Origin of the sequence: Bacillus norwichensis (genome assembly GCF_014836955.1) — a bacterium.
In the GTDB taxonomy this organism is placed as follows: domain Bacteria; phylum Bacillota; class Bacilli; order Bacillales; family Bacillaceae_C; genus Siminovitchia; species Siminovitchia norwichensis.
In genome coordinates, this window is the sequence record NZ_JACSPV010000030.1 from 1 (window position 1) to 24,412 (window position 24,412).

General features: G+C 36.6%; 27 protein-coding genes. 23 read left to right on the forward strand and 4 right to left on the reverse strand.

Annotated features, from left to right (window positions below; translation table 11 throughout):
• Positions 1–165: 165 nt before the first annotated feature.
• From H9631_RS15135 to H9631_RS15190, 12 genes are all read left to right on the forward strand, one after another.
• Positions 166–834, forward strand: a complete 669-nt coding sequence (locus H9631_RS15135; protein WP_191814226.1) for a hypothetical protein — start codon at positions 166–168, stop codon at positions 832–834.
• Positions 835–1,065: 231 nt separating this feature from the next.
• A complete protein-coding gene (locus H9631_RS15140; RefSeq protein WP_191814228.1) occupies positions 1,066–1,221 on the forward strand; it encodes a hypothetical protein in 156 nt (51 codons plus the stop codon).
• Entirely contained in the window at positions 1,218–1,628 is a 411-nt protein-coding gene (locus tag H9631_RS15145; RefSeq protein ID WP_191814230.1) for a hypothetical protein, read from the forward strand. Before H9631_RS15140 ends, H9631_RS15145 begins: the two co-directional genes overlap by 4 nt.
• Before the next feature lie 102 nt (positions 1,629–1,730).
• Positions 1,731–3,296 (forward strand): terminase large subunit domain-containing protein, encoded by a 1,566-nt coding sequence (locus H9631_RS15150; RefSeq protein WP_191814317.1) that lies wholly within the window; start codon positions 1,731–1,733, stop codon positions 3,294–3,296.
• Positions 3,297–3,457: 161 nt separating this feature from the next.
• On the forward strand, positions 3,458–4,825 hold the full coding sequence (locus H9631_RS15155; RefSeq protein WP_191814232.1) for a phage portal protein: 1,368 nt from the start codon (positions 3,458–3,460) through the stop codon (positions 4,823–4,825).
• Between the two features lie 457 nt (positions 4,826–5,282).
• Positions 5,283–5,885: a hypothetical protein gene (locus H9631_RS15160; RefSeq protein ID WP_191814234.1), complete on the forward strand. Its 603-nt coding sequence runs from the start codon at positions 5,283–5,285 to the stop codon at positions 5,883–5,885.
• Positions 5,886–5,927: 42 nt separating this feature from the next.
• Entirely contained in the window at positions 5,928–6,500 is a 573-nt protein-coding gene (locus tag H9631_RS15165; protein ID WP_191814236.1) for a hypothetical protein, read from the forward strand.
• A gap of 45 nt (positions 6,501–6,545) precedes the next feature.
• Positions 6,546–6,890, forward strand: a complete 345-nt coding sequence (locus tag H9631_RS15170; RefSeq protein WP_191814238.1) for a hypothetical protein — start codon at positions 6,546–6,548, stop codon at positions 6,888–6,890.
• Positions 6,891–7,051: 161 nt separating this feature from the next.
• Entirely contained in the window at positions 7,052–7,657 is a 606-nt protein-coding gene (locus tag H9631_RS15175) for an Ig domain-containing protein (protein WP_191814240.1), read from the forward strand.
• A gap of 1,307 nt (positions 7,658–8,964) precedes the next feature.
• Entirely contained in the window at positions 8,965–9,498 is a 534-nt protein-coding gene (locus tag H9631_RS15180; protein ID WP_191814242.1) for a L,D-transpeptidase, read from the forward strand.
• A 453-nt stretch (positions 9,499–9,951) separates the two neighbouring features.
• Positions 9,952–10,893: a ring-cleaving dioxygenase gene (locus tag H9631_RS15185; RefSeq protein ID WP_191814318.1), complete on the forward strand. Its 942-nt coding sequence runs from the start codon at positions 9,952–9,954 to the stop codon at positions 10,891–10,893.
• A 535-nt stretch (positions 10,894–11,428) separates the two neighbouring features.
• Positions 11,429–11,782 (forward strand): DoxX family protein, encoded by a 354-nt coding sequence (locus H9631_RS15190; RefSeq protein WP_191814244.1) that lies wholly within the window; start codon positions 11,429–11,431, stop codon positions 11,780–11,782.
• Positions 11,783–12,138: 356 nt separating this feature from the next.
• Here the strand turns inward: H9631_RS15190 and H9631_RS15195 are convergent, their stop codons facing one another.
• A complete protein-coding gene (locus tag H9631_RS15195) occupies positions 12,139–12,300 on the reverse strand; it encodes a Spo0E family sporulation regulatory protein-aspartic acid phosphatase (RefSeq protein WP_191814246.1) in 162 nt (53 codons plus the stop codon).
• 241 nt (positions 12,301–12,541) lie between these two features.
• Between H9631_RS15195 and H9631_RS15200 the strand changes: the two genes are divergently transcribed.
• Positions 12,542–13,024 carry a CcdC family protein gene (locus H9631_RS15200; protein ID WP_191814248.1) on the forward strand — a complete coding sequence of 161 codons (483 nt, stop codon included), beginning with the start codon at positions 12,542–12,544 and terminating at the stop codon, positions 13,022–13,024.
• A 475-nt stretch (positions 13,025–13,499) separates the two neighbouring features.
• Here H9631_RS15200 and crcB (H9631_RS15205) read toward each other — a convergent pair whose 3' ends face one another.
• The 3 genes from crcB (H9631_RS15205) to H9631_RS15215 are packed head-to-tail and all read right to left on the reverse strand — an operon-like array spanning position 13,500 to position 14,716.
• Positions 13,500–13,853 (reverse strand): fluoride efflux transporter CrcB, encoded by a 354-nt coding sequence (gene crcB, locus H9631_RS15205; RefSeq protein WP_191814250.1) that lies wholly within the window; start codon positions 13,851–13,853, stop codon positions 13,500–13,502.
• Positions 13,850–14,245, reverse strand: a complete 396-nt coding sequence (crcB, locus tag H9631_RS15210; RefSeq protein ID WP_191814253.1) for a fluoride efflux transporter CrcB — start codon at positions 14,243–14,245, stop codon at positions 13,850–13,852. The genes crcB (H9631_RS15205) and crcB (H9631_RS15210) overlap by 4 nt, the downstream gene beginning before the upstream one ends.
• A gap of 45 nt (positions 14,246–14,290) precedes the next feature.
• A complete protein-coding gene (locus H9631_RS15215; RefSeq protein ID WP_191814255.1) occupies positions 14,291–14,716 on the reverse strand; it encodes a DUF2621 domain-containing protein in 426 nt (141 codons plus the stop codon).
• 314 nt (positions 14,717–15,030) lie between these two features.
• Between H9631_RS15215 and H9631_RS15220 the strand changes: the two genes are divergently transcribed.
• The 10 genes from H9631_RS15220 (at position 15,031) to H9631_RS15265 (ending at position 24,334) form a co-directional block, all read left to right on the forward strand.
• Positions 15,031–15,258 carry a DUF1659 domain-containing protein gene (locus H9631_RS15220; protein ID WP_318246818.1) on the forward strand — a complete coding sequence of 76 codons (228 nt, stop codon included), beginning with the start codon at positions 15,031–15,033 and terminating at the stop codon, positions 15,256–15,258.
• Between the two features lie 30 nt (positions 15,259–15,288).
• A complete protein-coding gene (locus tag H9631_RS15225) occupies positions 15,289–15,507 on the forward strand; it encodes a DUF2922 domain-containing protein (protein ID WP_191814259.1) in 219 nt (72 codons plus the stop codon).
• A gap of 61 nt (positions 15,508–15,568) precedes the next feature.
• Positions 15,569–15,706, forward strand: coding sequence for a YvrJ family protein (locus H9631_RS15230; RefSeq protein ID WP_191814261.1), 138 nt, complete (start codon positions 15,569–15,571; stop codon positions 15,704–15,706).
• Positions 15,707–15,821: 115 nt separating this feature from the next.
• A complete protein-coding gene (locus H9631_RS15235; protein ID WP_191814263.1) occupies positions 15,822–16,967 on the forward strand; it encodes an exonuclease SbcCD subunit D in 1,146 nt (381 codons plus the stop codon).
• Positions 16,964–20,098: an AAA family ATPase gene (locus H9631_RS15240; protein WP_191814265.1), complete on the forward strand. Its 3,135-nt coding sequence runs from the start codon at positions 16,964–16,966 to the stop codon at positions 20,096–20,098. The genes H9631_RS15235 and H9631_RS15240 overlap by 4 nt, the downstream gene beginning before the upstream one ends.
• A gap of 18 nt (positions 20,099–20,116) precedes the next feature.
• On the forward strand, positions 20,117–20,302 hold the full coding sequence (locus H9631_RS15245) for a hypothetical protein (RefSeq protein ID WP_191814267.1): 186 nt from the start codon (positions 20,117–20,119) through the stop codon (positions 20,300–20,302).
• Between the two features lie 579 nt (positions 20,303–20,881).
• Positions 20,882–22,111, forward strand: coding sequence for a Zn-dependent hydrolase (locus H9631_RS15250; protein WP_191814269.1), 1,230 nt, complete (start codon positions 20,882–20,884; stop codon positions 22,109–22,111).
• Between the two features lie 72 nt (positions 22,112–22,183).
• Complete coding sequence (locus H9631_RS15255; protein WP_191814271.1) at positions 22,184–22,384, forward strand: DUF3311 domain-containing protein; 201 nt, start codon at positions 22,184–22,186, stop codon at positions 22,382–22,384.
• Positions 22,381–23,859 carry a sodium:solute symporter family protein gene (locus tag H9631_RS15260; RefSeq protein ID WP_191814273.1) on the forward strand — a complete coding sequence of 493 codons (1,479 nt, stop codon included), beginning with the start codon at positions 22,381–22,383 and terminating at the stop codon, positions 23,857–23,859. The genes H9631_RS15255 and H9631_RS15260 overlap by 4 nt, the downstream gene beginning before the upstream one ends.
• A gap of 157 nt (positions 23,860–24,016) precedes the next feature.
• Positions 24,017–24,334 carry a DUF3870 domain-containing protein gene (locus H9631_RS15265; protein ID WP_191814275.1) on the forward strand — a complete coding sequence of 106 codons (318 nt, stop codon included), beginning with the start codon at positions 24,017–24,019 and terminating at the stop codon, positions 24,332–24,334.
• Positions 24,335–24,412 lie beyond the last annotated feature (78 nt).

The window sequence follows — 24,412 nt, forward strand, 5'->3', positions numbered from 1 at the left end:
ATCGAACTTCCATTTTTGGAAGCGAAAGTGTTCAAAATTAATTAGCAAAAAGTGTTCAATTCTACTTGACGGTCACACCAAAAGAAACTTAAAGAAATATTAGGCTACAATCCTAATGAAAAAAGAATCAACTACATAATAAAGAAAGATGGCTTGCTTGATCAGATGGAATATACAAGAACTGATAAAGATTATCCAGTTTCATGGGAGATTAACGATGACCTAGAATTTATTATGCTGTCGGATTTTACGGAAGATGTACAGGAAATTATGAAGAAGTATACAAATAGTAAGAGGTTTACAGTTAAATTTCCTATCAAGGCATTTCATGGATCAGAGGAATCCTATAATGACGGATATTTAGATGGAACTTTTTACGAGGTAGACAATACCCATCATATACCATTTGAAGTGTTTATGTATTGTATGGGTAGTAAAGAAATCGGGAGTACTGGCTTTTATTTGTATAGTTACCTAAAAATGAAGAATCAAATATTCGAAGGTGGCTATGATGTTTCAATGAAAACACTAGCAGAGGATTCAGGATTATCATACAGTGTCATGGTTAGAACCCTTTCCAATCTAAGAAAGTTTAATTTGGTTGAAGCAATACATAATCAAAAATTCTTTTGCTTAACGTTGGAAGATGGGAAAAGGAGAGCCAACACATACATTACTAATGACTATGAGTTATTTGATGATAAGCCAAAGCAATATAAGAAAATGAAAGTTGTAAGTGTTGAAGATTATGCTGCCCTGAAGGAATTAGAAGAAAAGAAGAAAAAGGATAAAGAAGGAAGGGTAAATATTGCTTTAGAAGAGTTGCCATATTAACAGTTTTTTAAAAGGTTACGTTTTGAACCTACATATAATATAGGTGTATCTAACCTATAAATATGTAATTAATTATATAAATATTCAATTATAATATTATTAAAGTAATAACTAAATAATTAAATAACTCGTATTATATATAGAACCAAAACGTAACCTTTTTAATTTCTATTCTAGGATTGCTCATTATTGGGCAGTCCTTTTTTTAATCTAATCAAAGGAGAATCGTAAATGGAAAATATAATCAAAGAAGTTAAAAAGGATTTAGACAAATTAAACAATACCATAATAAAAATTAAAGCTAACAATAACTACCAGGAAATCCTATACAGTAAGATTTTGGATTGTTTAGATGAATTGGATGGTCTGGAAGGTGATAAAAAATGAATATCTACGAAGCCTTATCAAATGTGAAGGATTGGCGTAAACGTGAGTATTTTAAATGGAAACACAATATCAGATATGACCAACGCCTAGAAAAGAGATCGGAAGAAGAATTTTTACGATATGTCGGCAGGAAAACAATGAATCCTTTTATTGAGTTTGAAAGATCACCCGAATACAAGCAATTGTTAATGGTCTATTTGGATAGCCAAGTAGCAAATGACTTTGATGAGATCTACAATGTGGTATCAGATAAAGCAAAGCAAGGGGACGAAAAGAGTATTCGTTTGTTTTTGTCGATGCAGAAGGATATACAGTCAAATGCTAAACTTGCAGCAAAGAGTTTACAGTTTGTTGAGGATGATATTGAAGATGATGAAGAAGAATATGAGGAATTGGATTTGAGTTAAGGGGTGTACTTTTTGGTACGCTCCTTTTTTGTTTGGAGGTGGAAATGATTGATAACAAAGAATAAGAGTAAACCTAAGCAGAATAGAGCATTGCAAAAGGTAATGAAAGATTTTAGATTATGGGCAAAGAATTTCTGCCGTATCATTGACAATGATGGAAATTCGGTTCCATTCGTCCTCAATCCTGAACAGGAACAGTTTATAAAGAATATGGAAAAGTATAATGTGATTCTTAAAGGACGCCAAATAGGATTTACTACGCTTTCACTAGCCTATATGTTGTACAGTGCCATTACTAAGCCCGATACATCTTATATGATGATGACCCATCATAACAAGGTTACACAGTCGTTATTGCGTAAATTAAAGCGTATGTATCATTCTTTGCCACATGAGAATGAAAAGTATGCAGAATTATTTCCTAAACTTGATTTATCCAATAGGGATGAATTGTCGTTTAAGAATGGCAGCCGTATCATGGTTGCAACGGCAGGGGGAGAGGATTCAATATCAGGAAACACTTTCCAACTAATCCACTTTTCGGAAATGGGAAAGTACGATGATGGACAAGAAGAAATCATGGCTACAGCCATTCCTGCATTAGCCAAGAATCCTGATAGTAAGATCATTACTGAAAGTACGGGTATGGGCTATAATTTTTATCAAGAGTTATTTATGAAGGCGTACAGGGGCAAAGAATCTGTATGGAAAGCCCATTTCTATTCATGGCTTGCTAAGGCTTACCAAAAGCAATTTAAACATTCCTTTGATGAAGCAGAACAATGGTTTAGATTACATAACAATGGCCGGAGATTAACTTATGATGATTTGGAACATGATGAACGGATATTAAAGGATAAATTCAAAGCAAATTATAGGCAATTGATGTATAGACGTTATTACATAGAAACTAATTCACTTGAAAAGTTTAAAAGAGAATTTCCTACAACTCCTGATGAAGCATTTCAAACAAGTAATGTAAGTGTATTTGATACAAATAAAATAGTTGAACGGTTGCAGCATGTTATTCCACCACTGGAAACGAAAGAAATATATGATCAGTTGCCTGATACATTAAAGCCATACATAAATAAGAACCTATTCATTTATCATCTTCCTAAAAAGGGTATGCGTCATTATGGGGGCGTTGATGTGGCATCGGGTACAGGTGGAGTCAATGACAACAGTACAATGAGTATATTTAATGCAGATGGTCAGCAAATGGCTTCATTTTATGCAAATGATATTCCTGTCTATAAATTCGCTGAAATAGTGGATTCATTAGGCAGGTTTTTTAATTATGCTTTCCTTTGTGTTGAAAGGAATAGTTACGGTTTGCCGTTGATTGAGAAGTTGAGAAAAGAATATCATTACATGAATTTGCTTAAACAAAAGATATTTGACCAAAAAGGAAAACGTAAATTACAACTAGGATTTCAAACAACAAAGATAACAAAGCCTATTATCATCAATGATATGAAAGAAAACTTTGAACTAGGCATGATCAATATTGAATGTGTTCAGACATTAGAAGAAATGAAAATCTATCAAGAGTCAAACGGCAAGATGAATAATAAGCGTGGAAATGGGCTTCATGACGATTTAGTAATTAGTGTCGCTATGGCTTGTCAGGCCATGAAACAGAATAAATACTATGTAGATATTTAACTGCGACAATATGTCTGAGTTAGAGATTGGGTAGATTATGGACTCTGCATTTTTGGAGACTCCGACATAATGTCGGTTAGTTAAAAGTGAGATTATCTCACGTCTAGAAGTCAGTCCTTTTGATGGATTGACTTTTTATTTTTTGCAAAGGAGGAATTAAATTGACTGATAAACTACAACAATACATTAAAGATAAATATGACGGGGCTTCCGATTGGTTTGTTGAGGAAGTACAGAGTGTTTCTAATCAGCAACGTGTACAAGATGTGATTAGTAAAAAAAAGTATTTGAACGGGGAACACAAGATTCTGCAACGGCAACCGTATAAATATAATGGTAAGGTTGTTGAGCCTAGACGAATCGTTCTTCAATATGCAAAGACATTACTAAACTTTCAAAAATCGTACTTGCTCGCTAACAAAATTACATTAACTGGAAATGAAGAAGTTGTAAGGGCATTAAATAATGTCAATCGTAAAGGCAAATACGACAGAGTGAACATGTCAATTTTGGGTTCGGTTCTTAAATACGGCAATATGGCTGAGTATATTTATGTAGAAGATGGCGTGATCAAATCTAAGTTGATTGATCCAAGTGAGTGCTATCCAGTATATGATCATGAGAATAATCTTATTGCCCTTATACAAGCGTATATGTGTGATGGAGTGGAATACTATACGGTATATGAAAAGGACACTGTAAGCGAATATAACAATGCTGGCGGTACATTAAGGATGACAGGAAGGTTTCATAATCTTAGTGGATTACCAATTGTTTATAAGTCAGATAATGAATTGAGTAATACAGAAGGTAGAAGTGAACTGGATGACTGGATTGAGATACTTGATAATATGGAGGATTTAATCAGTAAGTACACTGATAGTTTCTATCGCTTCATGAATCCTGTGCCCGTTGTAATTGGTTTAGACTTGAAGGGAGAGGGCTTACCATCTGATGTGGTAGGGGCTGGCATACGATTGGATGACGGTGGAGAGTTTAGGTTTGAGGGTAACGGATTAGATTATAAATCCTTTGAGACAGTTTATAAGACGCTACTACAGGAACTTCTTGACATTAGCCAAGTCCCAGCAGTTTCAATGAATAAGACAGACGTTTCTAATCTTTCAGAATTCTCCATCCGTTTACTCTATTCACTAGCGGACGTTAAGGCAAGTATAAACGAACAGTATATGCGTGATGGCATTGAGCAGCGTCATGATGTGATCAGGCGGTTACTTGGATATCAGGGTGTTAAGTTTACTGATGAACAATGGGACAGTTTGAACATGGTGTTCCAATACAATACTCCATCGAACAATACGGAGATCATAAGTAATCTTAAAGAGTTGAGGGAAATGGGTGGAATCAGTTTGGAGAGTCTATTAGAACAGTCACCATATACAACAGATATTGCATCGGAGTTGCAAAGGTTGGGCAGTGAAAAGGTAATTGCGGGAAATGATTTGGGAAATAGTGAAAGTAGAAAAGTAGAAACAGAAAGTGAAAGTAAAAGTGAAAATGTATTGTAATAATTGAGGATAGGGTAGGGGAAAGTTTAAAGGGAATGTTGATATGACGTGCTTTAGTGTGATAAAGTATATGTTGACCTTCGCGCGCCTGTTATATAGGGGAGTGGCTTGACAATTAATACTAAAAAAAGGTAGTATGGTATGTACAAACTATTCCCCTGAAAAATCCTCTTATAACTACAATTATTTCCCTTGTAAGAAACTGTAAATCTACTTCCCATAACTTGCATTATGTCTACTAGGGCTCAAGTTTATGATAATGAATATTAGGTTCAAGTTAAGTTGTAAGAAAATGGCAGCAAATCATAGTATAAAATGATAGGTGGATACCCCTAATTGATAAAATGAGTCGCCTAGCATACCATTTTACACATACAGGAAATTTTCAGTAAATTATACTCAATTCTCGCTATTTTTATGGTAAGATTTTACTATATATAATAGGGGGGATTTTTTAATGAGGAGTTTGAAGTTTCTAGCAATTTTTATACTTTTTTGGGGATTAATAGGATGTAGTAATAAAGCAAGTGGTAAGAGTGAGTATAGAGCCGATTTGCAATCCGTAGTTGATGATATTATGGATAATGCAGCAAATGCTGAAAATATGGTGTCTACTTATGCGGATTTATGGAGTTTTAGTATAAATAAAAGTGGTCAAATGAAGATTCAAGACATTGCAGATAAATTAAATTTAAGTAAAAGTGAAGTAATAGATTATTTTGAAATACTTGAGTTTACTGATGTAGTTATTGGTGGATATAGTGGGAATATACGGTCATTAAATAAGTATTATACTGAAACAGGAAAAATTGAAGAGTTAGAAGATGCTTCTAATGAGATTCAAAATAAAATTAAGAAATTAAACAATCCGCCAGAGGAATATGTAAAAGTATATGATAAAGTTGTTGAATTATATACTTTAGCGGAAGAACTAAAGGAAATGGCAATAAGTCCTAACGGTTCTTTAGTTACCTTTAATCAACAACGTGGACAATTATCAAATGATATTGTAAGCAAGTATAAAGAAATAGAAGTAATCCTTCCGAATGAAAATGATTAGCGATTAGGTTTACATTAATAAAATTGATAGAGGTGTTTTTAATTGAATCATGATCATGTTCAAGATACAGTTGAATTTTATTTTAATGGAGAAGCGATTTCAGGAACCTTATTCACATATTTTGATGGAGTTACAGAAAGACAAAATACATTTATGTTTAACTATAAAGGTTACACCATACATATATCACTTAAAGAAGATCAAAAATATTACTTTGTTGCCCCAAAGCATTGTGAAATTATTGATAAATTAGGAATTGAAGGACATAAAAAGTATGAGGACAATTTATCAACTGTGCATTCAATTGAGCGTGATTTTGTTGTTATAAATGAAAAAGTATATAACTATTATTGTAAACTTATTGTTCATTCACCAAAGGTTTATTATCTTGATTTATTGTTAGAAGATGGAACACATTTAGATGGTACTAATAAATTAACGGATATGAATACAAGAGGGAATAAGCGTCAAATGATTAAGAATCTCCAATACCAAGCACAAGATTATTTCAAACGTAATAAAATTGAGCCTTCTAAAGATTTCTTGAATAAAGAAAAAACGAATGAATATGAGCAAGCCAAAAAGATAATTAAAGAAATAATTGAGTCACTTTAATTAGTGGCTCTTTTTTTTTGCAAATTTACAGAAAGGACTGATCACATGAATAACCTACAACGCTTAGAATTAGAGACAAAAGGTATCCAGTTATCTCAATCAGAGTTAACCATCTACCTCCAAGAAAACGACTTGCAGCCATTTGATGAATACGATCCTTCTAGCGCCACTAATAAGAAAATGATATACCAATCTTCTTTATCCATTCTTGAATCCATCGCAAACAACCCTGTCAATTTAAAATCATATCGTCTTGATGATATGACAGTAAGCGACTTTGCTGAATCATTAATGGCAAGGATTGATCAGTTAGAAAGAAAAATACGGCTTTTGAAAACGGATGAACAAATTCAAAACGAATCAAATTTCTTCATGTTGTTTTCTGATTAAGCCTAAAAAAAAAAGAAAGCTACTCATTCCAAACGCTCAGCCAAGCGCAAATCTAAACGGAAGAAGTAACTTTCAGTATCACCACAGGAAGGGGAAACTCTTCCCTTCCTACTCATTAATATTATATACTTTCCAGATTTAAAAATAAAGGGGGTTTTTAAGTGAATCCATTTGCAATAAACGAACAGGATATTCAATATTTATTTGAATCGGCAGGAACGGAAGTATTAATCAACGATAATCCACATAAAGCCATCATAACTAATTCAGGTTTTAACAGTGAAAATGATGAACGTTACATAAATACACTTAATCCTATTCGTATGGGCGATTTGGTGACGTTTAATGATCATCAATACATAATCATTACGGAGTCAACTAGCAAGCGATACGCAAAGTATAGAGCCATTATGAGACATTGTAACTTTACAATACAATTCCCTGGTGAGATTGAACGTGTTCCAGTGTTAGATGAGGACGGTAATCCAGTACTAGATAAGTATGGTAGGCCGATATATGAGGATATAGAAGGTGATCCAATTTTCATTCCTGCTATTGTTGATGATAAATATTTCCAAGTCAATAACCAGTTCCAAATGAGAGTAGCGGATAATCAAATAATGGTCATTGTACAGGATAATGAATTGAATAGGGACAAGTTTGAAGTAAACGAACGATTTGAATTGATGGGTAAAGAATGGAAGGTATTACAGGATGATTTAACGAAAGTAGGAATGTTGATTTTGACATGTGAGAGAGTTGTTTGATATAGGAAGATTAACCATATTTTTTTACCTTTTTGATAATTAAAGTGGACAATTAGATATAAATAAGGTATATTCTTCATAAGCGAATTAAGCGGTCTAAAAATCAATCTTAACTTTGATATATCAACATTTGTGAATAAATATCAACTCACCTTCGCAAAAGAAAATCAACCAGATGATGGGCATGATGAAAAAGCAGATGGACAACAAGTAAGGGGAGTTCAAGGTTTGGAGGAACCGCCTTCAAGCAATTGATTATTTTCCTTTAACCGTAATTGAAAACAGGTTGCTTTTTCTATCAGTATTTTATACTAATTCAACGAATCACTTTTCTGATGAAAGATAAATCAGGAAGGTGATTTTTTGTCGTCCTTATATCATCTGAGAGACGAAAAAATTTTCTGGAAAAACCAAGAGGCAAGAAAGTAAATGGTATTTTTTAAAAGAATAAAGAAGGATTATACATTATCCCTACACCTTATGAAGAAGTTTCTAAGATTCAAGAAGCAACATTCATAATGATTTGCCTACTCAAATAGCTCAATCTTGTCTAGTAAAGTATATTAAACAAATTGTTAAAGAAGGGGAAGTTACAACCGGATTACCTAATTAAGGCAGAATTGGATAGTGTTTATTTGAAAGATGATAGTTTTTAGGTTGATAATTTTTCGGATCGTAGTTACGATGTGTTCGGAGGTTATGAGAAGTTATCCTTGTATGGAAAATAAGTTAGGTCTATGAACTTATGCAGTATACAGGACTTTTTTAACCTTGTTCTCTTGGACTATCCAACAAGAGAAAACAAACTTATCATCATGGGAGCTGGTTTCAGTAGACAAAGCTGCTTCTCAAAATATCAAAAGCGATAGAGTAAAAAACAGTATGAACCACGGTACAGACAAATGAGATACAAGATCAGGTATTAAAGTTTCCGAAAACATTATCATTTACATACAAACAGATATCTAGTAGAAACCAGTTACTAAACTGATGATGTTCACATACAACGAATATAGCATGTGATTTATAAAATGAACCTTTTAATAAATTATAAAAATACTAGACATCAGGACACATACTAGCTTATAAAGCGATTCAAGGTGTTGCCTCATCTCGTAATGCCCTCTACGCAGAAAGTCCACCACTGCAACTAGCGCTATTTCTCTAACAAATATAGAAGTGGAGAGATGATATTTACCAGATAGCTAGAATAAGATAAAATATTATTTAAGAATAACATATTCATGTCTGGCTGCAGCCATTGTGCTGGGCTTGAAATAAAAACTGAATAGAAGGAAGGAAAGTAGATGGCTAGATTGTTGGATAATAAAGTATATGCTCTTTTGATAGTTTTATTTTTAGGAGCATTTGTTTTTGCTGCGGTTCCAGCTGATGCATCGACACAAAATAGGCAAGAATTAATCATAATTAACAAGATGAACAACAAACTAGCCTATATTAACAGCCAAAATAAGATGTACACTTTTACAATCTCTACGGGAAAAACCAAAGACCTGACTCCGGTAGGGGAATATAGAATCGTCAATAAAATAATAAATAGACCTTATTATAAAAAAAATATTCCGGGGGGAGTTCCAGAAAACCCTTTAGGAAACAGATGGCTTGGGCTGGATGTAAATGGAACATCTGGTAATACCTATGCGATTCATGGGAATAATAATGAAGATTCAATTGGGAAGTATGTAACTGCGGGTTGTATTCGGATGAAAAATGATGAGATTGCTTGGTTGTTTGAACAGGTGGAAAATAATACAAAAGTTTGGATTGTAGATAGTAGTGACTCATTTGAAAAAATCGCTGTGAATGATGACTTTAATTAAACAGTTCTATCTATTTTCCTATGATTACTACCCTGTAATATGTTTGGTGTGATATTTACATAGGATAGGGCAATCATTTTGTAAAAATATGGCCAAGATAGTTATTGCAAAATGAAAAGGGCTTAGCCACTTTTCAAGATTGTAAAAATCCAAAGGATAATTTTACGTCCTTTGGATTTTTTTATCAATGAATTTCATTTTGAGATCGCGAATTATATTGAAAAATGCGATAAGCTTAATCAGCTAATTACCGTTCACAATAGTATCATTTTACATACTATGGCACTTTAAAGTGTGTACTATCTTTTTCGTGCGGCTTGCTTCACAATGATGTATAGGGCAACCATTGTTTATATGTTTAATTAAAATGAATCGCCTTTAGAGAAGAAAGAGGCGCAAAGAACGATCTAGAATTATAAGTCAAGTTAAAAAGAAAGGAGATAAGATAAAATGATGTATAAAATACTTGGTCATCATCATGTTTCAATGATTACGAAAAATGCTCAAATCAATAATGATTTTTACCAAAAAGTTCTTGGGCTGCGCAGAGTGAAAATAACAGTAAATCAAGACGACCCATCAATGTATCATTTATTTTATGGCGATTTAACTGGAAGTGCTGGAACGGAGTTAACGTTTTTTGAAATGCCCTATGCGGGAAGCACGTATCGCGGTACAAATTCGATTACACGAATAGGCTTACTTGTTCCCTCCATCGAAAGTCTTGCTTTTTGGAAAAGTCGTTTTGAACAGTTGAATATCAAGCATGGCGAAATCACACAATATGCAGGCCGAGATGCGCTTCATTTTGAAGACTCTGAAGGGTTGCGAATGATTTTATTGAATAATGCTGGCGACTATTATCCTGAATATTGGTCACCCTGGGATCATTCTGATATAGAGCAGAAGCATCGGATATTAGGGATGGGGACAATTGAAATCACAGTTCGTCGTTTGAAACGAACTGCTAAAACATTAAAAGATCTGTTCGGTTATGTGGAAGTAAGTCTTTCTGATACTGAGGCAATCTATCAGTCAATCGCTGGGCAATCTTTTGGTGAAATTGTCATTAAGCAGAAAGAAGGGGAGCGAGAACGACCAGGTAAAGGAAGTATCCATCATTTAGCAATACGTGTTAAGAATGATGAAGAGTTACGGTTTTGGGACGAGGCGGTAAAAGAACGTGGCTTTCAGTCTAGTGGAATTGTCGATCGCTTTTATTTCAAAAGTCTATATTTCCGTGAATCAAATGGCATTTTATTTGAGGTTGCGACGGATGGTCCTGGATTTACTGTAGACGCTAAAGTCGAAGAATTAGGGAAAGAATTGGATTTGCCGCCATTTTTGGAAGAGCGGCGTGAAGAGATTGAAGCAAAGCTAACACCAATAGATTAAAAATTAACTTCATTCAGCAGAAGTCTCCCGCCTCTATAAGTGGTGAGATGAAGGCACATTGGTATTCCATTCAGTGAGGTCAAACCCCGATTGAATAAAGTTAAAGCCTCTGGCGATGCCGCAGATTTTCAGCGAAAAAGTATCGAGCGGGACTCAATAAAATCCGTGGGCAACAAATACACTAAGACGCATTTGATAAGGGATTTTTTTAGCGGATAAGTAGTTTCAAAAGAATGTTTGCAATATACAAGCACGTAGAATAAAAGAAGCAACATATGATTTTAAGCACATAGAGTAAATCAATGAAGAAGTGTTTAGTGAAGACGGTTAGCTTTAATTAAGCGGGAGCTGGATTTTAATATATTGTATTGATGCTAGAAAGCTTAGAATGGTAATGAAAAATTAGCAGGTCCCGTAATTTTATAGTTTTATCAGTTTATATAATGGAAACTTGCTTAATTAGGTCGGTTTTGCAGGGATAATATCTCGAAATAAAGAATTATTATATGGTATTAATTAAGGAGAGATTATTAAAATGCCGATTTTATCTATAGTATTACAAGTATTATTAGGATTAGGATTTTTAATGTTTGGTTTTCAAAAATTCACTTCGGAGCAAATGAAAAAAGGGTTTGAATATTTTGGCTATAGTGATGGCTTCAGGGTGTTTACCGGATTTTTCGAATTAGCTTCCGCTGTTATCGTTATTGTAGGGATTTGGATTGGCTCTCTAGCAACTATAGGGGGAATCATGATTGTCATAACAATGTTTGGGGCAATTATTACACATATTAAGATAAAAGATGCAGTGAAAAATATGATGATGCCGATCATTCTGCTCATCTTAGGAGCCGTTGTTGTAATTATCAATTGGAGTAGCTTGTTTTAACTTGTCTCCCACTAACTGTAAGTGGTGAGATAAAGCATTATATTTCAAACCCCAGCTGAATAAAGTTAAATTCTGCGGCGAGGCCACGGATTTTCAGCGGAACTGTAATCGAACGAATCTTGATAAAGTCAGGGCGCAAATACGCCAAGGAGCATTGGTAAAAGGGAGATTTGCTTTTCCTCTAAAATGAGGAAGGGAAATTGGAATCTCAAGGAGTAGGCTATGAATTTGGCGGTATGTTTGAAAACTGTTAATCAAAATGATATTAGTATAAAAATATGTCAATCATGAGGATCAAACAATTGTATAAACTCGAAAAAAACCGGCGAACCTTGTGTCAGCCGGTTTTTTCTATGTTAATTAGCGGTTTGCTGTAGATCAAGAGAAACGATGTTGTCATATTGATTTAGTAATAAATCTAGTTCTTCGCTGTATTGAAGTGCTAATCTTGATGTGAGGCTAGTGCTTTTTGTAACTTCAAATAATTCTTCCCGCTTTTTCTCAATTTCCTCACGCAAATAGTCTCTCACCTGAAACTCTTCCCTTCCTTGCACCTATATATTTAATTTAAATGTTTGTCTTTTTTATTATAGCAAAGATATATCCAACTTTTCTACCATTATTCTGAAAATACATCCTCCTTTTTTCGACTAATTCTGAATATTTTATGTGGAAACTTGACAAAAAAACTTTGGATAGACTTCAGTTTTAGTATATAATTGGGGAGTAAAAACTAACATAATTTAAGGGATGACTGACATGAGCATTATTATTTCTACTGTGGCCGCTCTTTGCATGGGGGTTCTAGCCATTTTTGTACGCATGAAAGCATCTCAGAAACCAGTATCTCCGAAGAAAATCCTTCTACCGCCAGTTTTTATGAGTACAGGAGCTTTAATGTTTCTCCATCCTTACTTCCGTGTAACAACAATGGAAGTTTTGGAGGCTGTGATTGTCGGTATGCTGTTTTCCATTCTGCTTATAAAAACTTCCAAGTTTGAACTCCGGGAAGAAGCCATTTACCTAAAACGATCAAAAGCATTTGGGGTCATATTGATTAGTCTTTTGCTTATTCGATTGCTTTTAAAATCCTTTCTTAGCCAATCGGTTAATCTAGGGGAGTTAAGCGGAATATTTTGGCTATTGGCATTTGGCATGATTGTCCCTTGGCGTTTAACCATGTATTTGCAATATAAAAAGCTGCGTTTGAAATTGAGTCAGGAACAATCTGTGTCTATTTGATTTACTCTGAAAATCCCCTAGAGGGGATTTTTTTACTACTCTTAGAAATTTGGGTTACTATGAGAATTAGGGGGATTATACTCGAAGATGCAGGGGAGCTTTCTCGAATTGATATAGTATGTGGATAAGGAATAATGTGCCCTTGGGACCAGGTGAAAGGAACATTGCATTGAATCAGCACCAAAAAACATAAGAATTAATGGTGCATAGTGGACATTCGACAATTCCTGTTGCAGACAATATGGATAAAGAACTAGTGGGGAGCAAAAGCGCTTTTGATGAAAATCTCAGAGGGACCAAAAAGCTTATCTAGTAGTAGGCTTATTAAAGATAGCTAGGGCTCAAGAGATTTTGGGAAATTAGACGATTTTCCCGATTGAATTTCTGTTTACAGAATCAAACAGTACAACTTCATATAATGGAGGACAAAAAGAGCTTCGCGCAGCCGTAATTAATTTCTGATATTCCAAAACGGCTATAGATTCTGCCCTGATAAAAAGCCAAGAAATGCAAGCAGAATGCCGCCGAAATAGCTAAGAAGCATATAAGCTAGTGCCGGTTTCCATTTCTTTTCTTGAAATTGACGAATCAACTCAACTTTAAAGGTAGAGAAGGTTGTATAGGAGCCCAGAAATCCTATACCGAGGAATAAGGTCCATTTAGATGGAGGCATGATCCCCATTAAAAAACCAAGTAAAAAAGATCCGGTTAGGTTGACAAAAAAAGTGGCAGAAGGAAAAGTGCCTTTTATAGGCGGAAATTTATTTGCAATAAAATATCTGGTAATGGCCCCCAAAAAGCCACCAATAGCAATAAGCAGGATATTCAACCATTCGTCACTTCCTTTCCTGATCTCTTTTGCCCAAGATAAAAACCGCCTCCAGCCAGTAGCAAACCTATTCCGGCACTCAATAGCACATAGATTCCTGCCATATAAATGGAGGAAGCTTCATACAACCGAACTGTTTCTACACCAAAGGTCGAAAACGTTGTCAATGAACCAATCATACCGGTTCCTAAACCAATCATGATCGGCTTGGGGATGATTTTCTTTTGTTCATTCAGCCCGGTTAACAGTCCCAGAATCAAACAGCCGAGCATGTTTGCTATAAAGGTACCGTAGGGAAAAGCAGCGGTTCCAACATTCATTGTGCCCAGGCTAATCATATAACGGATAACGCTACCTGCCATTCCGCCAATGCCTACAGCCAAATAATTCATCAAGAATCACCTTCCAATGACGAAGGCTTCCGTGAATTGGAAGCCTCAGAATAGATGTTCGTAAGGAGAAATATCAATGTTCAATTCATTCATTTTCTTGCGCAAGAATTTATGATCTCGCTTCGGCGTGGCCAGTATATACCCTCTAATAATAGTATCAAGATCTAGACGCTTTACTTTTTTCTCCAATGCAACTTCCCCAATTTTTCCGGCGATTTTCTGCCTCGCCACATCTCTGAACAACTCAGGCACTGGACTGACCAGTTCATCGAGCAATTTATTTTGTTCGTCTGTCCAAAGGCTCTGTGTCTCTTGGACATAGTACTCTTCCCAGTCCATATCCGATTTTCCATCTTCTTTTGGAAGGCGTTTTAAAAACTTTCGAAACATGAAAAAGCCGCCGATTGCGAACAGGCTAATTAATACGACCACCCAAAAAAGAATAAATATTAAAAACCAACCATCAAGCATTTCTTTCCCTCCTGAATCGGCATTTCGCCATACCAACATTATATCCAATAAAAAAAGCGGGTGACAAGCTGTTGCTCTTTAAAATCAACATTTTAACGTCATTCCGCGAAATCTCCCACTTCTGTATGTGTTGAGATGTAAGCATATAGTATTTCATTCAGTGGGGGTCAACTCTCCGACAGATACCATAGATTTACATAGGAAATGTATCGAGCTACAGCTTGTTAAAATCTGGGGGCAAATACGCCAAGGCGCATTTGATATCTTTAGGGTGTCCTTCCTGCATCTATTTCTGTATATGGAATGTGAAGGAGGTGATACACTTGGCAAATGCTTTTTTGAAAACATCAAAGCTGAGGCTGGTATTTGAAATTATCACTGAGGGGATGGATAAGCCGGTTTATAAAAGCAAAACATTTAACAACGTCCATCGTGATGCTAGTGCTTCTCAGCTGTATCAAGCTGCTCAAGCGATTAGCGGGTTATCGGAACACGCAGTCTGGGCGATTGAGCGAAATGACACCTTTGATATCGATGCATAAGCACCAGAAACAGGGAAAGGGGGTATAAAATTGAAAACACTGGAATTACATTTTATTACGGGCGGCGATAAGACGGCAAGGATCACAATTGAGCAGCCACAGGAACCGGTAAACTCGGAAGATGTGAAAAATGCTATGCAATCAATCATTGCCTCAGAAGTATTTATTGATAGTGAAGGAAACAAATATGAAGAAATGAAAGCGGCTCGGCTAATCGAACGTACGGTTACCGAATACTCATTGGATTAAATGAATGAGGCTTGGCTAAGTCCAGGCCTTTACCGATTAGACAGAGAGGAGGGAAGGTAGAGTGGAGGAGTTTTTGCCCTTCATCAGTGATGTCGGAATTCCGGCACTGGTCACTTTCTATTTATTGTACCGGATTGATACGAAACTGGAGGATGTTGTTCAATCCATCCAAAGCCTTCCGGAAAGGATGGAAAGATAGCAGTCTTCCAAAAAGTCGATCAGATTCTTTCTGCTCGGCTTTTTTGCTGTTTTTAAGAGATTGTGACTATCATTTGCTATAATAGTAGATATTTAGAGGAAATAGGGTGATGAGGGTGAAAATCATTCATACTGCCGATTGGCATTTGGGCAAGCTTATTCATGGAATCTATATGACAGAACAGCAAGAAGCGGTCCTAGAGCAATTTATCGAACTCGTTGCTGAGGAGAAACCCGACGTTGTTATCATCGCCGGGGATCTATATGATCGCTCTGTGCCTCCAGTAGAAGCTGTACAGCTACTTGAAAAAGTGTTGTTCAGAATCAATGTGGAGCTGAGGACTCCGGTTCTTGCCATTTCCGGAAACCATGACAGCGCGGAACGTCTGGCATTTGGCTCTTCCTGGTACCGCCACAGCGGCTTTTATTTGAATGGAAAACTATCCGATTGTTTTGAGCCTGTTCGGATTAATGGTGTTCATTTTTATCTTGTTCCCTATGCAGAGCCTGGTGTTGTACGAGAGGTATTTCAAGATTCAAGCATTCATTCACACCATGACGCGATGAGCAGGGTTACTTGGGAAATAGAGAAAACAATGGATGCAAATGCTACTAATGTCCTTGTAGGACATGCCTTTGTAACAGGCGGAAAAACGACCGACTCGGAACGGATATTATCAGTCGGGGGTTCCGGCAGCGTTGATTCAGATTGTTTCAGCCCTTTTACATATACTGCACTTGGCCACCTACATAGCCCAGATGCTATTAAGCATGAGACGATTCGTTACTCCGGTTCGCTTTTAAAATATTCTTTTTCAGAAGTCAAACAGCGAAAAAGTATCTCAATCATAGAAATTGACGCAAGCGGACAATTGACAATGAATGAGAAGTCACTAATACCTCCTCAAGATATGAGAGAGATTTCAGGCTACATAGATGAATTGCTTGACCCGACATTTTATACAAGTCAAAAGCTGGACGATTTTTTGAAAGTGACTCTTTTCGATGAAGGCGCATTGATTGATCCGATCAATAAACTGAGGGCTATCTATCCAAACATCTTGCATTTGGAAAGAAAGATAGAAGCGATTGACTTGAAGAAAAGACAGGCACTACGTTCTATTCAAAGCGAAAGAAAAACAGAACTGGACCTTTTTTCTGAGTTTTATAAGGAAATGACAACGAGCGAATTTACCGAACAAAAGCAGAAACTGATGGAAGAGGTAATTGACAGTGTTCGTAAGGAGGTGCTCCTTGTATGAGGCCGCTTAAATTGGAAATGCAGGCGTTTGGCCCTTATGCAGGGATTGAGATTATTGACTTTACCCAATTGGCTAGCCGGACAATGTTTGTCATTTCCGGAAAAACGGGCGCTGGAAAAACATCCATCTTTGACGGAATCAGCTTTGCTATTTATGGTAAAGCGAGTGGTGAGGACCGGAATGGGGCAGATTTGCGCAGCCATTTTGCCAAGGATGATCTTCTTACGGAAGTGTCTTTGACATTTCAATTGAGGGATAAGGTTTATTACATTTGCCGATCCCCTCAGCAGGAAAGAAAAAAGGCGCGAGGGGATGGCTATACAACGGTTAATGCAAAAGCTGAGCTGTACTTGGTTGATGAGTCTGGCAATAAAAAGCTGCTAGCAGCAAACGTAAGGGATACGGAGGAAAAAATAAAAGAAATCATTCAGCTTGACGCAAACCAGTTCCGGCAGATTTTAATGATTCCTCAAGGTGATTTCCGGAAGCTGCTAACATCTGACAGTAAAGAGAAAGAGGTTATCCTGCAGCGTCTTTTCCACACTGAACAATATAAAAAAATAGAGGTAATGCTCAAAGATAAGGCTGGATTGCTTAAACATGAGGTGGAGGGCGGTATCAATCAAAGGGGCCAAAAGCTGAGGGACATTTTTACGAATGGAAATGATGAGCTGGAATCAGCCCTTGGCGAACCGGTACCTAGTGATACAATCATCCTTCCCTTGGTGCAGAAGATCACTGAGGACATGGACCGAAGCTTGGCTGAGCTTGAAAAGGAAATAGAAATCAGGCAAAAACAACGAGATGAGGCAAAAAGGAAAGTAGATGAAGCGGAAAATATTTTGATTGAAATGAATAACCGCAATGCTTTAGAAAAGCAGAAAGCCTTGTTGGATGGGAAAAAATCGTCAATCGAGGAAAAAAGAAAAGCTGTAGATTTTGCCAGACGCGCAGATAATTTGGCTCATCAGGAGAATATATGCCAGCGGTTAAAAAAAGATATCGATGACAAGGCATCAAGGAAAAGAAAGGTAGAAGAGGACTTAGTTTTTACTGAAAAAGAGAAAATAAAGGCAGATAAAAACCTGAAGCTAGAAGAAGATAGAAGGGGTATACGGGAAGAACTTCATGTGGAAATGTCACGACTGGAAAGTCTGCGAGAGGATGTCCTTTCATTTTCCAGCCGAAAAGCTGATCTTGAACGATTGGAGCTAGAAGCGAAAGATTATCGTAAAATGCTGGATAAACAAAAGGAACAAACGACTGAATGGAGAGACTTGATCGAGAAACAGCAGGAAGAGTTGAGCCGACTAAGACAACTTCAAGATAAAAATATTATGCTAAAAGAGGAAAAGTTCCGTGCTGAACAAGCAATTGATTATCTTCATCAATTGGCGGTTTCAATAGAAAAAAAGCAAGCCGCAAATAAATTGTTCGTTCAACGAGACAAAGAACTGCAGCTCACGAATGCGAAAGTGGAGGACGCGTTGAAAACACTTAAGCATATCGAAGAAAAATGGTTGTCGGGACACGCGGCAATTTTAGCTGGAAAGCTTGAAATTGGCTGTCCATGTCCTGTTTGCGGTTCAGCTGAACATCCGTCGCCGGCCCATGCATCAGGAGATTATGTGAGCGAAGAAGACTTTGAAGCAGCAAAAAAAGATGCGCGTATACTAGAAGAGCAGTTGGATGAAATTCGGCAAGAATGGATGAAGGCAAAAGCAGACTTGGAGCTATGTGAGAAAACAGTATTGGACAAGTTTGATGCAACAAAAGGGCTGCTGCCGGATGTAAATCTGGAGGATGCGGCTCTCCATTTGAGAAAGCTTCAAGAGAAGCAACAAGAATTCTCCTTTGAACTGAAAAGCAATGAATTGAAAACAAATAAAATTCCCGAAAAAGATGCCGAAATAACACAGCTTTCTAAGAGACTAAAAGATCTTTCAGCTAAGATGGACGAAACCTTAGAGAAGGAACGGGAAACTACCCATCAATATGTGGAAATAAAAGCAGCTCTTCAAAGCCTTGCACTTAACCTTCCTGAAGGCATTGAAACGAAAGAACAATACGAAAGTAGATTGTCGGTACTACAGAAAGAAATCAAACAACTGGATGATACTTATAAACAGGCTCAGGATGCTTGTTCTAAACTGAGTCAACAGCTGGCAGCTCATAAAGTGGCCATGAAGAATTTAGAAGAAGAAATTGAAAAGCTAAATAGCTCATTAAATATTGAACGGGAGAAGTTTTTACATCAGCTCCACCAAGAAGGATTTACTAATTACGGTGAATATGCTGAGTCTAAAAAAGATTCTGCTTGGATTCAAACTTCTGAAGAAGAAATCAGGGCTTATGGTGAAGAATACCGCTCTGTTACAGATCGTCTAAAGGATTATGAAGAACGTTTAAAGGGAATTGAACGGCCGAATATGGATCAATTGAATGAGGAATTCAGGGAACAGGAAAAAATACTTTCGTCCATGAATAACCAGTTCTCCAATCTGAAGATGAACATAGATAAAAACAAAAGTATTCAATTGGATGTCCAGCAGTTGAATTTACAGATTAAAGAATTAGAGAAACAATATGAACTGATTGGACATTTATCCGATATAACAAGAGGGCAAAATACATATAAGCTTACATTTGAACGATTTGTATTAGCATCGTTTTTGGATGATATTTTAGCAGCAGCTAATGGAAGGCTGCTAAAAATGACAAGTGGGCGCTATCAGCTTTTGAGAAAGAAAGAACGATCAAAGGGGAATGTTCAAAGCGGGTTGGAGCTGCTTGTGTTTGACCAATATACTGGCCAGGAACGCCATGTTAAAACCTTATCAGGCGGAGAAAGCTTTAAGGCGGCGCTTTCGCTTGCGCTTGGACTGTCGGATGTCGTGCAGGAGCATGCAGGGGGTGTCTCGCTTGAAACGATGTTCATCGATGAAGGGTTTGGCACACTAGATTCAGAATCCTTGGATCAGGCTATTGAGGCGTTAATGGAAATCCAGAGCAGCGGAAGGCTTGTGGGCATTATCTCACACGTTCCGGAATTGAAAGAGCGGATTGACGCCCGTTTGGAAGTGTTCGCTGGTCAAAGTGGAAGTAGTACTGAATTTGTATTTTTATCATGAATAGGAGGTGCAGTCCTCTTGGAGAAGACTTTTTATATTGCCACTCAGGCATTTGGCTGGTTCATATCCATCAGTTTGGCAGTCTTCGTTGTATTTGCCTTTAAACTGAAGTATCCTTTCATTGGAACCCTATTAATTCTCATTTTTCTTGCTTCGTGTGTCGTCAATTTTTTATTCAGGAAAAAGTGGAAGGAAACGTTATAATAGCGTGTGCTAAATAACATTGTCGCGCCTGTTATTCTTTTCAATCGGCTGGCATGCAGACGGTATTCACCGGACTCATGCCAGCCGATTTCTGTTTGGTAAAAATAGGTGAAATTCGAGTTAGGGAGGCTACTTTCATATTAAAATTGAAAAAATGAACATTTTGTCTAATAGCGTAAATAATAAACAGAATATTATTAACAGTATGTCTAATGAAAGCTATTTAAAGAAATAATACAATATTAGTAAGAAATGAAATTTATTGTTAAATCTCTTGAATATTTTATGGAAGGCTATGCAGCAAAATTTTTAAAGAAGCATTTTGATAGAAAGGGAGGATGCAGGCTGATATTGTATCGTCATTACTGAGATTGTGATTGGAATGGTTTTAGTGAAAGCAAACAACTTGGAACAAGGTGGACGAAAACGATTCAGAAGGAAAATTGATAAGTAAATTAATCACATCGTAAACGTGAACATGAGTGGGATTGATAGTTAATGTTCTTCATATCACTTATATCTCATGTGAAAATCGAACCAAAATCACATCGTAATTTTTAAAAAAGGAATGAGTGTAAAATGAAACAACAAAAAGTATTAATTAATGGAAATCGTTTAAAAGATACACTTGAAAAATTCGCGGATTTTGGACGTACTATAAATAATGGGGTCACACGTTTAGCGTTGTCTGAAGAAGATCGTTTAGTTAGGGATTATTTTTGTTCCAGCTGTGAAGAGCTAGGCATGTCAATAAAGGTTGATGACATGGGAAATATATATGCAACATTAGAAGGAATGGAAAATAACCCACCTATTGTCATTGGTTCACATATGGACTCTGTTAAAAAAGGCGGTCGCTTTGATGGTGTTTTAGGTGTCGTAGCTGGTTTAGAAGTAGTTCGCACATTAATAGAGAATGAGATTAAAACAAGAAAACCGATTACAGTTGTTAATTTTACAAATGAAGAAGGGGCGAGATTTGAACCTGCATTAATGGCTTCTGGCGTTCTATCAGGTAAGTTTGAAAAAACAAAGATGCTCCAACAAACAGATGTGGATGGCATCACTTTCGGTGATGCATTGCAGTCTATCGGTTATGCTGGCGAGCAGGAGATGAGGTTACAGGAAGGTACGGCATTTTTAGAGTTGCATATTGAACAGGGACCAGTTCTCGATCAGGAAGGGGTAGCAATTGGAGTTGTTGAGTGTGTAGTAGGAATGGTTTGCTATGATATTGAAATTACAGGAGAATCCGACCATGCCGGCACAACTCCAATGGATATGAGAAAAGATGCTCTCTTTGCGACAAACAACATAATTACCGAAGTACGTCAAAAATTAAGTGCACTTGATAAGGAATTGGTGTATACGATTGGAAGAATGAATATATTTCCGAACATTCCAACGGTTATTCCGAATAAAATTGTATTTTCTCTGGAAGCAAGACATAAAAATCCCGGCGTTATTAAAAAAGTTGAGGAAATTATTCAAGGATTAACACATTCAAATGTTAAAGAGGGATGTGAAATTAAAACAACTAAGTTATGGGATCGAGACACAGTTTGGTTCGACAGGGACATTTGCAATTTGGTAGAACAATCGAGCAAGTCATTAGGGTATTCATATAAAAGAATGGTGAGCGGTGCTGGGCATGATGCGCAATTCGTCGCGAGCTTCATTCCAACGGCAATGATTTTTGTTCCAAGTGTTAACGGAAAAAGCCATGATGAAGATGAGCTCACTTCTTGGGAAGATTGCGAAAAGGGAGCAAACGTTCTCTTGGAAACGGTTCTAGCACTACAAACGTAATCCGAAATAATTGAAAGCGCTTTAAATTAATGAACTTTCAAATCTTGCGGCGAATTTAAGGGAGGTTCTCTTATGAAATCTATTAAACTCTTGCTTTGGATTCCTTTTATTGGAATGTTAGGCTTCTTGCCTTATGCAAATAAAATAGAACCATATGTATTGGGCCTGCCATTTCTTTTATTTTGGATTGCATTTTGGATGGTTTTAGCTTCTATTATTTTAACAGTTGTTTATAAATTTGATCCTGATAATCAAAGGAACGATGTTGAATGAACACAGCATTAGTCATTATATTCGCCTCTCTTCTATTAGCTTTATATTTAGGGATTCGAGCAAGACGAGGGAAGGATATGGATATGGAGCAATTTGCTGTAGGCGGCCGTGGCTTCGGAACATTGTTCGTTTTCCTTTTGATAGCCGGTGAAATTTACACAACTTTCACATTTTTAGGTGGAAGTGGGTGGGCCTATTCAAAAGGGGCAGCCGCTTACTACGTCCCGGCTTACATTTTCTTAGCGTATGTTTTATCTTATTGGTTAGTTCCAAAAATATGGAGGTATGCTAAGGATAACTCGATTATTTCTCAACCAGACTATTTTGCTGCGAAGTTCAACAGTAAAGCAATGGGCATGATTGTTGCCGTTTTAGGAAGTTTAGCCCTTGTGCCATATATATCTATCCAACTGAAAGGATTAGGGATCATTGTTTCAGAAGCATCTTACGGAGTGATTCCTCCTGTAGCGGCAAGCGTCATAGGTACAGCTGTAGTGACTACCTATGTTATGATATCAGGGATACATGGGTCAGCTTGGACTGCTATTATAAAAGATTTCTTGATTTTGGTAGTTGTTATATTTTTAGGTTTGTATATTCCTTTTCATTACTTTGGCGGAATTAAACCGATGTTTGAGTCTGTTCAATCGGTTAAGCCTGAAATGTTAACATTAGCTGATCAAGGGTTAAGCCAATCTTGGTTTATCTCTACAGTATTATTAAATGCAATTGGCTTTTATTTATTGCCACAAACATTCATGGTCGTTTTATCTTCTAAAGGGGAAAAAACACTAAGAAAAAATGCAATTGTGTTACCTTTATATACACTATTATTACTTTTTATATTCTTTATTGGTTTTTCAGCAATTGTGCAAATCCCGGGGCTGCAAGGAGCTGATGGAGACCTTTCTCTATTAAGATTATCGATAGAAACCTTTGATCCATGGATCATCGGGATTATCGGCGCAGCTGGATTACTAACAGCTTTAGTTCCCGCTTCCGTTATGCTTATGGCTGCATCTGTTGGGTTAACAAACAGCTTCTACAAAGTTATAGTGCCAAAAGCTTCTGAACAACAACTATTAATTGTGTCAAGAATCATTATTATTAGCCTATCCATTATCGCGCTAATTGTAACGATTACAGGTGGAGAAGCCTTGGCCATTTTAAATATCATGTCGTACAGCCTCATAACACAGTTAGCTCCGGCATTGTTTTTCACATTATCTAAAAAGAATTATATCAATAAAGCGGGAGCTATAGCGGGAATAATTACAGGAGTGGTGGTTGTAGCCTATATAACTATCACAGGTGTGAAACTTGCAACTTTCTGGCCGGGTGTTCCTCATGTTATTAACGATATTAGTACGGGAGTCATTGCCTTAGTAATGAATCTAATTGTGACCATTCTTATTAGTTTATTTAGGAAAAGTAACGCATCCTTAAATTTGAAAAGAGCAAGTAGGGTTTCATAAAGAGATACAAAATAATACTGTTAATTTGATAGAAAATAAATGATTGCAAAATGAAAACGTTTGTATTAATATAAACATATCGTCGATAATGTGATGAACATTTGTACTTAATACGTGCAGGTGCCCCGCACGTTATCTGGCTGCAGGAGGATCGACAGTGTTTCCAGATCATACTGTTTATATCATTGGTGATAGTAAGACAGCTTCAAACAATCCCATTACACAAAAGTTTAATACATTTTTCATCGGTTTTGTCATAGATCGGGACAGTCATGAAATATTGGAGGCAGAGTGCTCTTCAACAATTGCGCTTACATCCAAATTTGTCCAGTCTATATTCAAGGGAAAATCAATGAATAAGCCAGAAAGTGTCATACAAGAGATAGAAAAGAGATATTTCGGTTCTTCTCAAAAGGCCATCATTGTTGCCTTTAAAAATGCGCATATTAAATATACCCAAATTATAGATAGTTAGCTGCTTCATTTGTTATTCGCAATTGAAATCCAGCTGTTAGGGAGTTTATTTCCTAATGGCTGGATTTTTTTGATTTTT

Bases quoted from the DNA above. Each gene is read 5' to 3' on its own strand.
- H9631_RS15135 (WP_191814226.1), top strand. From the start codon at position 166: ATGGAATATACAAGAACTGATAAAGATTATCCAGTTTCATGGGAGATT.
- H9631_RS15140 (WP_191814228.1), top strand. From the start codon at position 1,066: ATGGAAAATATAATCAAAGAAGTTAAAAAGGATTTAGACAAATTAAAC.
- H9631_RS15145 (WP_191814230.1), top strand. From the start codon at position 1,218: ATGAATATCTACGAAGCCTTATCAAATGTGAAGGATTGGCGTAAACGT.
- H9631_RS15150 (WP_191814317.1), top strand. From the start codon at position 1,731: ATGAAAGATTTTAGATTATGGGCAAAGAATTTCTGCCGTATCATTGAC.
- H9631_RS15160 (WP_191814234.1), top strand. From the start codon at position 5,283: ATGAGGAGTTTGAAGTTTCTAGCAATTTTTATACTTTTTTGGGGATTA.
- H9631_RS15170 (WP_191814238.1), top strand. From the start codon at position 6,546: ATGAATAACCTACAACGCTTAGAATTAGAGACAAAAGGTATCCAGTTA.
- H9631_RS15180 (WP_191814242.1), top strand. From the start codon at position 8,965: ATGGCTAGATTGTTGGATAATAAAGTATATGCTCTTTTGATAGTTTTA.
- H9631_RS15185 (WP_191814318.1), top strand. From the start codon at position 9,952: ATGTATAAAATACTTGGTCATCATCATGTTTCAATGATTACGAAAAAT.
- H9631_RS15190 (WP_191814244.1), top strand. From the start codon at position 11,429: ATGCCGATTTTATCTATAGTATTACAAGTATTATTAGGATTAGGATTT.
- H9631_RS15200 (WP_191814248.1), top strand. From the start codon at position 12,542: ATGAGCATTATTATTTCTACTGTGGCCGCTCTTTGCATGGGGGTTCTA.
- crcB (WP_191814253.1), bottom strand. From the start codon at position 14,245: ATGAATTATTTGGCTGTAGGCATTGGCGGAATGGCAGGTAGCGTTATC.
- H9631_RS15215 (WP_191814255.1), bottom strand. From the start codon at position 14,716: ATGCTTGATGGTTGGTTTTTAATATTTATTCTTTTTTGGGTGGTCGTA.
- H9631_RS15240 (WP_191814265.1), top strand. From the start codon at position 16,964: ATGAGGCCGCTTAAATTGGAAATGCAGGCGTTTGGCCCTTATGCAGGG.
- H9631_RS15250 (WP_191814269.1), top strand. From the start codon at position 20,882: ATGAAACAACAAAAAGTATTAATTAATGGAAATCGTTTAAAAGATACA.
- H9631_RS15255 (WP_191814271.1), top strand. From the start codon at position 22,184: ATGAAATCTATTAAACTCTTGCTTTGGATTCCTTTTATTGGAATGTTA.
- H9631_RS15260 (WP_191814273.1), top strand. From the start codon at position 22,381: ATGAACACAGCATTAGTCATTATATTCGCCTCTCTTCTATTAGCTTTA.